General features: G+C 70.4%; 14 protein-coding genes. 11 read left to right on the top strand and 3 right to left on the bottom strand.

The window, feature by feature from the left end; genetic code table 11:
• Positions 1 to 1,293, top strand: a complete 1,293-nt coding sequence (locus tag CEK29_RS22095) for a 3-deoxy-D-manno-octulosonic acid transferase (RefSeq protein WP_094859351.1) — start codon at positions 1 to 3, stop codon at positions 1,291 to 1,293.
• Between the two features lie 4 nt (positions 1,294 to 1,297).
• Here CEK29_RS22095 and CEK29_RS22090 read toward each other — a convergent pair whose 3' ends face one another.
• The 3 genes from CEK29_RS22090 to CEK29_RS22080 are packed head-to-tail and all read right to left on the bottom strand — an operon-like array spanning position 1,298 to position 3,167.
• Positions 1,298 to 1,480, bottom strand: coding sequence for a hypothetical protein (locus CEK29_RS22090; protein WP_094797940.1), 183 nt, complete (start codon positions 1,478 to 1,480; stop codon positions 1,298 to 1,300).
• A gap of 44 nt (positions 1,481 to 1,524) precedes the next feature.
• Complete coding sequence (locus tag CEK29_RS22085) at positions 1,525 to 2,331, bottom strand: type III pantothenate kinase (RefSeq protein WP_094797939.1); 807 nt, start codon at positions 2,329 to 2,331, stop codon at positions 1,525 to 1,527.
• A complete protein-coding gene (locus CEK29_RS22080) occupies positions 2,328 to 3,167 on the bottom strand; it encodes a biotin--[acetyl-CoA-carboxylase] ligase (RefSeq protein ID WP_094859350.1) in 840 nt (279 codons plus the stop codon). The genes CEK29_RS22085 and CEK29_RS22080 overlap by 4 nt, the downstream gene beginning before the upstream one ends.
• Positions 3,168 to 3,251: 84 nt before the next feature.
• Between CEK29_RS22080 and CEK29_RS22075 the strand changes: the two genes are divergently transcribed.
• The 10 genes from CEK29_RS22075 (at position 3,252) to lipA (ending at position 12,099) form a co-directional block, all read left to right on the top strand.
• Positions 3,252 to 4,382, top strand: a complete 1,131-nt coding sequence (locus CEK29_RS22075; RefSeq protein WP_094797937.1) for an MlaE family ABC transporter permease — start codon at positions 3,252 to 3,254, stop codon at positions 4,380 to 4,382.
• Complete coding sequence (locus tag CEK29_RS22070) at positions 4,382 to 5,221, top strand: ABC transporter ATP-binding protein (RefSeq protein ID WP_094859349.1); 840 nt, start codon at positions 4,382 to 4,384, stop codon at positions 5,219 to 5,221. Before CEK29_RS22075 ends, CEK29_RS22070 begins: the two co-directional genes overlap by 1 nt.
• Positions 5,208 to 6,134, top strand: coding sequence for an MlaD family protein (locus CEK29_RS22065; RefSeq protein WP_094797935.1), 927 nt, complete (start codon positions 5,208 to 5,210; stop codon positions 6,132 to 6,134). Before CEK29_RS22070 ends, CEK29_RS22065 begins: the two co-directional genes overlap by 14 nt.
• Before the next feature lie 11 nt (positions 6,135 to 6,145).
• Positions 6,146 to 6,784, top strand: coding sequence for an ABC-type transport auxiliary lipoprotein family protein (locus CEK29_RS22060; protein ID WP_440588340.1), 639 nt, complete (start codon positions 6,146 to 6,148; stop codon positions 6,782 to 6,784).
• Between the two features lie 53 nt (positions 6,785 to 6,837).
• Positions 6,838 to 7,491, top strand: coding sequence for an alpha/beta hydrolase (locus CEK29_RS22055; RefSeq protein ID WP_094859348.1), 654 nt, complete (start codon positions 6,838 to 6,840; stop codon positions 7,489 to 7,491).
• A 126-nt stretch (positions 7,492 to 7,617) separates the two neighbouring features.
• Positions 7,618 to 8,877 (top strand): D-alanyl-D-alanine carboxypeptidase family protein, encoded by a 1,260-nt coding sequence (locus CEK29_RS22050; protein ID WP_094797933.1) that lies wholly within the window; start codon positions 7,618 to 7,620, stop codon positions 8,875 to 8,877.
• Positions 8,878 to 9,065: 188 nt separating this feature from the next.
• Complete coding sequence (locus tag CEK29_RS22045) at positions 9,066 to 9,932, top strand: D-amino acid aminotransferase (RefSeq protein WP_094797932.1); 867 nt, start codon at positions 9,066 to 9,068, stop codon at positions 9,930 to 9,932.
• Between the two features lie 84 nt (positions 9,933 to 10,016).
• The gene (locus tag CEK29_RS22040) at positions 10,017 to 10,289 is read left to right on the top strand and encodes a YbeD family protein (protein WP_094797931.1); all 273 of its coding nucleotides are present in this window, start codon (positions 10,017 to 10,019) and stop codon (positions 10,287 to 10,289) included.
• Between the two features lie 24 nt (positions 10,290 to 10,313).
• Positions 10,314 to 11,042, top strand: coding sequence for a lipoyl(octanoyl) transferase LipB (gene lipB, locus CEK29_RS22035; RefSeq protein ID WP_094797930.1), 729 nt, complete (start codon positions 10,314 to 10,316; stop codon positions 11,040 to 11,042).
• A 58-nt stretch (positions 11,043 to 11,100) separates the two neighbouring features.
• Entirely contained in the window at positions 11,101 to 12,099 is a 999-nt protein-coding gene (gene lipA, locus CEK29_RS22030) for a lipoyl synthase (RefSeq protein WP_094797929.1), read from the top strand.
• Positions 12,100 to 12,152 lie beyond the last annotated feature (53 nt).

The following is a 12,152-nucleotide window of genomic DNA, read 5'->3' as shown; positions in this document are numbered from 1 at the left end:
ATGCGGCGCGGCGGCTATACCCTGGCCCTGCGCGCGCTGGCGCCGCTGCTCTGGCTCTTCATGTGGCGCCGCGCGCGCCGCACGCCGGGTCAATGGGACATCCTCGGCCGCGAGCGTTTCGGTCACGTGCCCGCCGAGGCTGCCCGCGACGATGCGCCGGTCTGGGTGCACGCGGTCAGCCTGGGCGAGACCCGCGCCGCGCAACCCCTGATCCAGGCCCTGCTCGACGCCGGCCTGCCGCTGCTGCTCACACACATGACCGCCACCGGCCGCGCCGAAGGCGCACGGCTGTTCGAGGCCGCGATCGCGCGCGGGCAGTTGCGCCAGACCTGGCTTCCCTACGATTTTCCGGCGGCGGCAGCGCGCTTTCTGGCGGCCACGCGGCCCCGTTGCGGCCTGATCGTCGAGCGCGAGATCTGGCCCAACGTGCTGGCCGCCGCGCGCGAGGTGGCCGTGCCGATGGCGCTGGTCAATGGCCGTTTCTCGCCCGGCTCGCTGCGCCGCGCCAGGCGCCAGGGCGAGGTCATGCGCGAGGCGCTGGCCGGACTCGACCGCGTGCTGGTGCAGACCGCGGACGACGGCGCGCGCCTGGCCGAGGCCGGCGCGACGCGCATCCAGGTAATCGGCAATCTGAAGTTCGATGTGAGCCTGCCCGCGGCACAGCTCGAGGTGGGCCGGCAGTGGCGGGCGGCGTGCGATCGTCCCGTCATCGCGATCGCCAGCACGCGCGAGGGCGAAGACGCGCCGTTCGCGGCGGCCATCGCGGCGGCCCGGGCGCAGGCGCCGCGCGCGCTGTTTCTGTTGATTCCGCGGCACCCGCACCGGTTCGACGAGGCGGCGCGTCATCTGAGCGACGCCGGACTGCGCGTCGCGCGCCGCTCAGAGCATCCCGGCGTGCCAGATGCGGCGGTGGACGTGGTGGTGGGGGACTCGCTCGGCGAGATGCCGTTCTATTACGCCTGCGCCGACGTGGCCATCGTGGCGGGCAGCTTCGCGCCACTGGGCGGGCACAACCTCATCGAAGCCTGCGCGGCAGGCACGCCCGTCATCGTGGGGCCGCATACGCACAATTTCGAGCAGGCGGTGGCCGATGCCATCGAGGCCGGTGCGGCCGAACGCGCTGCGGATGCCGCCGGCGCGGTGGCGCTGGCTCAGGCCTGGCTGCGCGATGCGCCGGCCCTGGCGGCCAGGGCCGACGCCGCGCGCCGCTGGACCAGCGCGCATGCCGGCGCGGTGGCGCGCACCGTGGCGGCGATTTCGGATTGGCTCAGGCCCGCGCGGCGCGAAGAATGAACGCTCAGGGCGCGCGGCCCTGGCTGCCCGCCGCGAGCGGCAGCACGGCCACGCGATCGGCGTTGAGTTCCTGCGCGGCGCGACGGTAGTCGCGGCCTTCGTCGTCGGGCCGGATGCCCAGCCATCCCTGACCCAGGCCATAGGCCCACACGTTGGCCAGCACGATCAGGAAGAACAGAATGCGCATGGATCAGCGTCCCTGGTAATCGGAATTGGGGGTTGCAGCACGGCTCATGCCTGAACCGCGCCGTGGGTGACCAGGGCGGCCAGCCCGTCGAGCACCGGCCCCTGCAGCACGCGCGGCATGGTCACCGCGCCGACCTCGGCCAGCAGGCGTTCGGTTTCATCGCGCACCTCGGGCCAGCCGCCGCCCGCCACATAGATCTCGGCGGGGGCGCCGTGCCGCTGGCTCGCGGCCAGCCATTGACGCACCACCGCGCCGGCCTGCGCCGCCGCGATGCCGCTCGTGATGGCCTCGAAGGTGTTGATCGGGAAGTCGGCGACCGGGCCTTCGGCCAACGGCAGGTTGGCCGTGCCGTGCTTGAGCGACGCGCGCATCATGGCCGGGCCGGGCAGGATCAGGCCGCCCGGAAAGACATTGTCGGGCGTGATCGTGTCGAGGGTGGTGGCCGTGCCGAAGCAGGCCAGCATCGCGGGCGGATGCCCGGCGGGCAGCCGCGAGAGCAGGCCCAGCAGGGCCGCCCAGCGGTCGGCGCCGAGCTGTTCGGGCTTGGCGTAGTCGTTGCGCAGTCCGAGCGCGTCGCGGCGCGAGTGCTGCCACTGCACGGCGCAGCCGCAGCGGGCCAGGGTGTCGGCGATCGCCTGGCCGCGCGCCGCGCCCGCCACGTTCACGCCCACGGCCTGGGCCGGGCGTTCGGGCAGCGTGTCGAGCCAGCGGCCCAAGGCTTCGAAATCGAGGTTGTCGAACGCGAGCGGCTCGGGTTCGCGTGCGCCGTCGGCGCGCAGCCAGCCGATCTTCAGGCGGCTGTTGCCCGAGTCGATCAGCAGGGTGAGCGAGGGCAGGGCGACGGGGCTCATGCGCGGGCCCGCACGGAAATCTCGCCGACCGACACGGTGATCGTGTCGTGCTCGGTGCGGACCTGCAGGCGGCCCAATCCGTCGAGCCCGCAGGCCACGCCTTCATGCAGCACGCGGCCCTGATCCTGCACGGTGACCGGACGGCCGATCAGCGCGTCGAGGCCGGCATAGCGGGCCTGGAAGGCTTCGAAACCGTCGCGCTCGAGCTCGGTGATGGCGTCCTGCCAGCCGAGGGCCAGCGCGGCCACGATGTCGGCGATGTGGGCCGGCGCGCTCGGGCTGTGCGCCGTGACCTGGCTCCAGTCGGCCACCTCGCGGCCCAGCGACGCGCTCAGCGCGGCGGCGGCACGCAGATTCACGCCCATGCCGATCACGACGGTGTGCGAGTCGGTGCCGGGCGTGCGGACCGACTCGACCAGAATGCCGGCCAGCTTGGCGTCGTGCCATTGCACGTCGTTCGGCCACTTCACGCACAGGCCGGCCGAGCCGGAAAGCCCGCGCAGGGCCTCGCAGGCGGCCAGGCCCGCGAGCGGCGAAATCGCCGGCAGCCGGGCGGGCGGCACCCGGATCTCGTAGGCACAAGACACCATCAGCGTGTCGCCCACGGCATTGGCCCAGGCGCGGCCCGCGCGGCCGCGGCCGCTCTGCTGCGCGTGCGCACCCAGCAGCCACGGCCGCGGTCCGGCGTCGGCGCGGGCGCGTTCCATCAGATCGGCGTTGGTGGAGCCGGTTTCGGCAACCCAGGCGATGTCCTGGAATCCGGGCAGGCGGGCAGCGAGCGCGCGCGCCAATTCGTCGGGCGCGGGCAAGGCGAGGGGGCTGGCGGGTACTGACATGGGCGGGATTGTAGGTCACTCGACCCGGGCGGGCCGTATATGATTCTGTTACGGTGCGACTTACGGTTCAGTGTTCGACGATACATGCATCAAAACCCCCATACCGCCGCGCGTCCCGCCCAGCCATTGCGGCTGGACAGCGGCGTTTGCGTGGTGGCCGGCGACTGGAGCATCGAGGCCCTGTCGGCACCCGGCGAGGTCCAGACGCGCCGGGCCCTGCTCGCCCGCGCCGGCAAGGATGCCCGCTGGGATCTGCGCGATATCGGCCGGCTCGACACCATCGGCGCCACCGTGCTGTGGCGGGCCTGGGGCGAGCGGCTGCCCGAGCGCGTCCGCCTGACCGACGGTCAGCGCGACGTCTTCGATACCCTGGCGCGCCATCGCGGCGAGCCGTGCCCGCCCGAGCCCCCGACGGATCGCCTGGGCTGGATCCGCGCGATCGGTCAGGCGATCTTCGACGCCGCGCATCATGGCTACGTCCTGCTCATCATGCTGGGCCAGCTCGTGCTCGACTTCGGCGCCATGCTGGCGCGGCCCGCGCGGGCGCCGTGGCGCGAAATCTCGGCACAGATCTATCGCACAGGCGCGCAGGCGCTCGGCATCACCGCGCTGGTCGGCTTCCTGATCGGCGTGGTGCTCTCCTACTTGTCGGCGCAGCAGCTGCAGCTCTTCGGCGCGGACCGCTTCATCGTGCGTCTGCTCGGGGTCTCCATCGTGCGCGAACTGGGCCCGGTGCTCGCGGCCATTCTGGTGGCCGGCCGCTCCGGCTCGGCCATCACGGCCCAGATCGGCGTGATGCGCGTCACCGAAGAGCTCGATGCGATGCGGGTCATGGGCATCTCGCAGAGCCAGCGCCTGATCCTGCCGCGCGTGGTCGCGCTCGCCGTGACGATGCCGCTGCTCGTGATCTGGACCGATGCGATGGCGCTGCTCGGTGGCATGCTGGCCGCGCAGGCGCAGCTGGGCGTGTCGGCCGAGTGGTTCCTCAAGTCGCTGCCCGATGCCATCACGCTCACCAACTACTGGATCGGCGTCGCCAAGGGCGTGACGTTCGGCGTCCTCATCGCCCTGATCGCCTGCCACTTCGGCCTGCGCATCCAGCCCAACACCGAAAGCCTGGGGCGCGGCACCACCGCATCGGTGGTGACGGCCATCACCGGCGTGATCCTGGTCGACGCGCTGTTCGCGATCGTGCTGAGCCTGTTGAGGATCTGATGAACACCGCCGTCCAAGCACGCCTGTTCGCCGAGTCCGAGCTCACCGTGCGCCCCGTGATTGCGGTGCAGGGCCTGCGCACGGCCTTCGGCGACCACGTGGTGCACGACAGGCTCAACCTCACCGTCTATCCGGGCGAGATCATGACGCTGGTGGGCGGCTCGGGCTCGGGCAAGACGGTGTTGCTGCGCACGCTGCTGGGATTGAACCCGCCCGCGGCCGGCACGGTCGAAGTGCTGGGACATCCGCTCGCGGGGCTGACGCCGCGCGAGCGCATGGGGCTCTCCACGCGCTGGGGCATGCTGTTTCAGGCGGGCGCGCTGTTTTCGGCGCTGACCGTGTTCGACAACGTGGCCCTGCCGTTGCGCGAGCTGCGCACCATTCCCGAGGACCTGGTGCGCGATGTGGTGATGAGCCGCCTCGCGATGGTGGGCCTGACCGCGCAGGACGCGGGCAAGAACCCCTCCGATCTGTCCGGCGGCATGGTCAAGCGCGTGGCGCTCGCGCGCGCGCTGGCGCTCGACCCCGAATTGCTCTTTCTCGACGAGCCCACTGCCGGGCTGGATCCCGTGCGCTCCGATGAATTCGTCGACCTGATCCGTGCGCTGCATCGGCAGCTCGGGTTCACCGTCGTGATGGTCACGCACGATCTCGACACGCTGCTGGCGCTGGCCACGCGCGTTGCCGTGCTGGCCGAGAAACGCGTGATCGTCTGCGACACGGTGCCCGAGGTGCTGAAAGTCGATCACCCCTTCATACACAGCTTTTTCCTGGGCGAGCGCGGCCGCCGCGCGCTGGGAGATCTGGCACCCAAGGAGCCGGGCAATGGAAAATCGTAGTCACGCCTTGCTGGCGGGCGCGTTCACACTGGTACTGCTGGTGGCCGCCGCGCTGATCGCCATCTGGGTCGGCCGCGACCGCGCCGCCGTCACGGTGTACGAGATCGTGTCGACCACGCCGGTGAGCGGCCTGTCGGCGCAATCGGCCGTGCGCTATCAGGGCGTGCCGGTGGGCAAGGTGCAGTCGCTCGGCCTCAATCCCGAGCGGCCGGGCCAGGTGCGCATCCGCATCGGTGTCGCGCCCACCACGCCCATCACCGCGTCCACCTGGGCCGAGATCGGCGTGCAGGGCGTGACCGGTCTGGCCAACGTGGATCTGCGCGACGACGGCAGCTCCGGCCGCCGGCTGGCGTCCACCGAGGAGCGTCCGGCCACGATTCCGCTGCGCCCCGGGTTTCTCGAGCGCGTCGAACAGCGCGGCGGGGCGCTGCTGAACAACTTCGAGCAGACCGCCGAGCAGCTGCGCAACATCGTGAGCCCGCAGAACGTGCAGGCACTGACCGAAGCGCTGAACAACGTCACCGCCATCACGGCGCAGCTCAAGGATGCCAGCCGCGAACTCGGGCCGGCCCTCGCCAAGGCGGGGCCGCTGGTCGATTCGATCGACAAGAGCTCGCGCGAGATCGGCCTGCTGGCGCAGTCGGCGCGCGAGGCGGTGGCGCGTCTGAACGCGCCCAATGGGCCGCTGTCGCTCGCCACCTCGAGCCTGCAGGACATCGCCTATGCGGCGTCGCGGCTGGATCAGGAAACCTTGCCCGCCATGACCAACATGGCGCGCAGCGTCGACTCGGCCGCGCGCAGCGCCAACCGCACGCTGCGCAACGTGGGCGACACCCCGCAATCGATTCTGTTCGGACCGGCGCCCGCGGCGCCCGGCCCGGGCGAGGCCGGCTTCGCCGGATTTGGGAGATGAAGCCGATGAGTATGCATTCTTCGATGCGCCCGCGCGCATTCCTGGCCGCGCCGGTCCTGCTGGCGGCGCTGCTGCTGGCCGGCTGCAGCGTGGGCCGCGTGGCCGATTCCCCCACGCTGTTCGACCTCGGTCCGGACAGCGCGCCCACGACGGGCGCGCCGCTGCCGGCCCGCGTGCCGATCCAGCTCGCCTATACGGCCGCGCCCGCGCTCAACGACAGCGGCGTGGTGTGGCGCGTGGGCGAGAGCGCGAGCCCGCGCTCGTACGCGACCTATCGCTGGAGCCAGCCGCCCGCCACGCTGGTGCGCGAGCGCCTGATCGACCGGCTGTCGCGCGAAGGCCCGGTGATGGCCGACAGCGCGATCCCGGCCGCGATCCAGGTGCAGGTCACGCTGATGCGCTTCGAGCAGGTCTTCGCCACCGATGGCCAGCAGAGCGAAGGCCGCATCGTGCTGCAGGCCATCGCCGTGCAGAACCGCAAGGTGCTGGGTCAGGTGCGCGTGGCCCACGCGGTGCCGGCCGCCACCCAGGATGCGCCGGGCGGCGTGCAGGCACTGCGCCGCGCCACCGACGCGGCCGCCGACGAGATCGCCGCCTGGCTGGCGCGCACGCTGCCGCCAGCGGCCGCACCTGCGCGGGCGGCGCCTTAGCGGGCGCCGGTTACCATTCCTCTTCGTTCACTGCTTACCGAGTTCGCCCCGCCATGCCTGCCCGTACTGATATCGCCTCGTTCACCGGCGCCGCCGGCCGCATCGAATGTGCCCTGGATTGGCCCGACGACGCGCCGCGTGGCTGGGCACTGGTCCTGCACCCGCATCCCCTGCAGGGCGGCGCACGCGACAACAAGGTCGTGACCACGATCGCGCGGGCCTGCGTGCAGCACGGTCTGCTCGCGGTGCGCCCCAATTTCCGCGGCGTGGGCGGCTCCGAAGGCACCTTCGACAAGGCAGTCGGCGAAACCGAAGACATGCTGGGCCTGGTCGAGCAGGTGCGGGAACAGCATCCCGAACTCGCGGATCTGCCGTGGGTGCTGGGCGGCTTTTCCTTCGGCACCGCCGTGGCCGCGCAGGTGTATGCCACGCTGGCCGAGCAGGACGCGGCACGCGCGCCGTCCGCCGTCATGCTGATGGGACCGGCCGTCGGCCGTTTCCAGTTCCGCGAGGTGCAGCTGCCCGAGGATGCGCTGCTGGTGCACGGCGAGACCGACGAAGTCGTGCCCTTGGCCGAAGCGATGGACTGGGCGCGGCCGCGCAACCTGCCGCTGGTCGTGATTCCGGGCGCATCGCATTTCTTCCACGGCAAGCTGCTATCGCTGCGCCAGCTCGTGCAGGCCCGCCTCAAAGTCGCACTGGATTGAACGCGTAGCATCGGGTTGCATGTTGCGGAACATTCCCCGCCGGGGGCTGTCGGATACGCTGCCTATAATTATGTGCCTCGAGCCGACCACCAGAGCCGGCGCCTCTTTCCCCCCCATTCGTAGCCGATGAAGACCTTGCCCCTCTCCGCAGATTCCTCCGCCACCGCTCCTACCGTTTTCGCGCGCCGCGTGCTCACGGGTGCTGTTCTGGCCGCCATGCTGGCCGCCAGCGTTCCCGTGCAGGCACAGCAGACGGCCGCGCCCGCGCCGGCCACCACGACCGCCGCGCCAGCCCCGACGGTGGCCGTGGGCGAGCTCTCGGCGGTGCCCGCGCCGACGATCGCGGCCAAGGCCTGGGTCACCATCGACGTCGGCAGCGGCCAGATGCTGGCCAGCTCCAATCCCGACATGAAGGTCGAGCCCGCGTCGCTCACCAAGATCATGACGGCGTATGTGGTCTTCAATGCGCTCGACGAAAAGCGCCTCACGCTCGATCAGCAGGTGCCGGTCTCCGAGCACGCCTGGCGCACGGGCGGCTCGCGCATGTTCATCGAGCCGCGCAAACCCGTCACGGTCGACGAACTGATCCAGGGCATGATCGTGCAGTCGGGCAACGACGCCTCGGTCGCGCTGGCCGAGGCCGTGGGCGGTAGCGAAGCCTCGTTCGCCGCGCTGATGAACGAGCAGGCGCAGCGGCTGGGCATGAAGGACACCCACTTCATGAACGCCACCGGCCTGCCCGATCCGCAGCACATCACCAGCGCGCGCGACCTGGCCACGCTGGCCGCGCACCTGGTGGCCGATCACCCCGAGTACTACCACTACTACAAGCAGCGCAGCTACACGTACAACAAGATCACGCAGCCCAACCGCAACCGCCTGCTGTGGGCCGATCCGTCGGTCGATGGCATGAAGACGGGCCACACCGACTCCGCCGGCTATTGCCTGGTGTCGACGGCGCTGCGCGGTGATCGCCGTGTGCTCACGGTGCTGCTGGGCGCCGACAGCGAGTCCACGCGTGCCGAAGAAAGCCTGAAGCTGCTCAACTGGAGCTTCCAGAACTTCGACACGGTCAAGCTCTACGACAAGGCGCAGCCGGGCCTGGACGCGCGCGTCTGGGAAGGCAAGGTCGAGACGGTCAAGCTGGGCCCGCCGAATCCGGTCGTGCTCTCGGTGCCGCGCGGCAAGGCCGGCGAGATCAAGCCGGTGGCGCAGCGCACGGATCCGCTCGTCGCCCCGCTCGCCAAGGGCCAGCAGGTCGGCACGCTGCAACTCACGCTCGACAACAAGGTGCTGCGTGTCGAGCCGCTGGTGGTGCAGGAAGATGTCGAACGCGCCGGCTTCTTCGGCCGCATGGTCGACACGGTCAAGCGCTGGTTCCAGTAATGCCTGAGCCGGGCGCCGTGGGCAACGGCGTCCGCCGGGTGTAAGCTGCGCGATGCAGGGCCGCGCCACGGCGCGTGCCGCCCGCGTGGCTGCCGCCAGGTCGCCCGCCGTGCCGGCCGCCCCGGCATCCGGTCCTGCGGCGAGGCGAGCCGGGGCCGGCTCGCCGCCACATCCCTCAGGAGCATTCCATGATTCCGGGCATGCCGGGCGACAGCCAGGTGTATCTCAACGGCGAGTTCACACGGCTCGACGAAGCCAAGATTTCGGTTCTCGACCGCGGCTTCATTTTTGGCGATGGCATCTACGAAGTGGTGCCGGTGTACAACCGCAAGGTGTTCCGCATGGACGAGCACCTCGCGCGGCTGGCGCGCAGCCTCAAGGCCATCCGCATCCCCGCCCCGCTCGAGCACGCGGGCTGGGTCGCCCTGGTGGATCAGCTCGTGATCCGCTCCGAAGCGCCCACCTGTCTCATCTACCTGCAGGTCACGCGCGGCGTCGCCAAGCGCGACCACGGCTTTCCCACCGAGCCCGTCACACCCACCCTGTTCGGCATGGCGACGCCCTACGTGCCGCCCGGCCAGGCGCAGCGCGAGCGCGGCGTCAGCACCATCTCGATCCCCGACGAACGCTGGCTGCACTGCGAAATCAAATCGGTGTCCCTGCTCGGCAACGTGCTGGCCAAGCAGGCCGCCGTCGACGCGGGCGTCGAAGAGGTGCTGCAGTTCCGCGATGGCTTCCTGAGCGAAGGCGCGTCGGCCAATATCTGGGTCGTGCGCAACGGCACGCTGCTGGCGCCGCCCAAGAACAACCTGATCCTCGAAGGGATCCGGTACGGCCTGATGGCGGAGCTCGCACAGGAAGCCGGCATCCCGTTCGAGATGCGCGCCCTGCCGCGCGCCGAGGTCGAGTCCGCCGACGAGATCCTCATCACCTCGGCCACCAAAGAAGTGCTCGCCGTCACGCAGCTCGACGGCAAGCCCGTGGGCACCGGCAAGCCCGGCCCTGTTTTTGCACGGCTGCGCGCGGGTTATGATGCCCGCATCGCTGCCCTGTAGCCGTTTCACGTCGCCCGGGCGGCATGCGCCGCCCGGCGGTGGCCGTGCCACGCGGGCAGGCTCTCGCAGAGGCTGGTCCACACCATGAATATCCCCCCCGAAGAATCCCTCATCGAATATCCGTCCGACTTCCCCATCAAGGTGATGGGCAAGCAGCATCCGGAATTCGCCCAGACGCTCACCGCCATCGTGCTCGAGCACGATCCCGCCTTCGATCCCGCGTCGGTCGAGATGCGGCCCAGCAAGGGCGGCAACTACCTCGGCCTCACGTTCACCGTGCGCGCCACCTCGCGCGAGCAGCTCGACGCGCTGTACCGCGCGCTGCATGGCCACCCCATGGTGTCCATCGTCCTGTAAGCGCTGGCGGCCGGAATCGCACGGATGATCACGTGGCTCGATGCGCCCGCCGACTACGCGTCGGTGTGGCACGACATGCGCGCCTTCACGGCGGCGCGCCAGCCCGCCACGCCCGACGAGATCTGGCTCTGTGAGCACGCGCCGGTGTACACGCTGGGCCAGGCGGGCAGCCCCGCCCACCTGCTCAATCCCGGTTGCGTGCCGGTCGTGCATTGCGATCGCGGCGGTCAGGTCACGTATCACGGGCCGGGCCAGGTCGTGGCCTACACGCTGTTCGACCTGCGCCGCGCCGGCCTGTTCGTGCGCGAGTACGTCGCGCTGCTCGAAGACGCCACCATCGCCACGCTCGCGCGGCACGGCATCGAGTCCTGTCGCAAGCCCGGCGCGCCGGGCGTGTACGTCGCGCAGGGCGGCGACGAGCTGGCCAAGATCGCCGCGCTGGGCATCAAGATCCGCAACGGCTGCGCCTATCACGGCGTGGCACTCAACGTCGCCATGGACCTGACGCCCTTCGACGGCATCAATCCCTGTGGCTACGAAGGCCTGCGCACCGTCGATATGGCGGCGTGCGGTGTCGTGGCCGGTCCGCGTGACGTGGGCGAGGTGCTGGCCCGCGAGCTCGCGGCGGCACTGGCCCGCGCGATCGATGCCGCGCAAAGCCGCGCTGCCCAGCCCCCGGCGGGCCTGCCGCCCGCCACCTGTCGCGCCCCGTCGGCGCGGGCCGGATCCGGCCTCGCGACGGCGGGGGAGTAAAATGCCTTTTTTTCCCCAGACCGCCCGGCCGTTCGCCGCCCGGGCCTGAAGGTGCCTCATGTCCCAGATCGTCGAGTCTCCCGATCCCTCGAAGGAAGCGCAGGCCGCCGCCCCGGCCTACGACCCCACGCAGAAGCAGAAGTCGCAAGCCAAGACCGCGCGCATTCCGATCAAGATCGTTCCGGCCGAACGCCTGAAAAAGCCCGAGTGGATCCGCGTGCGCGCCGCCGCTCCGGGCTCGCGCTTCTACGACATCAAGCGCATCCTGCGCGAGCACAATCTGCACACGGTCTGTGAAGAGGCCTCGTGCCCCAACATCGGCGAATGCTTCGGCAAGGGCACGGCCACGTTCATGATCATGGGCGACAAGTGCACGCGCCGCTGCCCGTTCTGTGATGTGGGCCATGGCCGCCCCGACCCGCTCGACACCGAAGAGCCGCGCAACCTGGCGCGCACGATCGGCGCGCTCAAGCTGTCGTACGTGGTGATCACCTCGGTCGACCGCGACGATCTGCGCGATGGCGGCGCCGCTCACTTCGTCGATTGCATCACGCAGATCCGCGAGCTCTCGCCCAACACCCGCATCGAAGTGCTGGTGCCCGATTTCCGCGGCCGTCTGGATCGCGCGCTGGCCATTCTCAACGCCGGCCCGCCCGACGTGATGAACCACAACCTCGAAACCGTGCCGCGCCTGTACAAGCAGGCCCGTCCGGGTTCGGACTACATGCACTCGCTCAAGCTGCTGGCCGAGTTCAAGAAGCTGCATCCCGAGGTGCCGACCAAGTCGGGCCTGATGCTGGGCCTGGGCGAAACCGACGAAGAGATCCTGCAGGTCATGCGTGACATGCGCGAGCACAACGTCGACATGATCACCATCGGCCAGTACCTGCAGCCGTCCGAGCATCACCTGCCGGTGCTGCGCTACGTGCATCCCGACACCTTCGCGATGTTCGAGCGCGAGGCCTACGCGATGGGCTTCTCGCATGCCGCCGTGGGCGCCATGGTGCGGTCTTCGTACCACGCCGACGAACAGGCCCACGCCGCCGGCGTGAACTGAGCCGGACGGCCCGCCCTGCGGGCCGCTGCCTCGGCGTGCCGCGATCGATCGCG

The organism is Bordetella genomosp. 5 (assembly GCF_002261475.1).
In the GTDB taxonomy this organism is placed as follows: Bacteria; Pseudomonadota; Gammaproteobacteria; order Burkholderiales; family Burkholderiaceae_B; genus Bordetella.
Note: the sequence above shows the minus strand (reverse complement) of the source record. Positions and strands in the feature narration are given on the sequence as shown.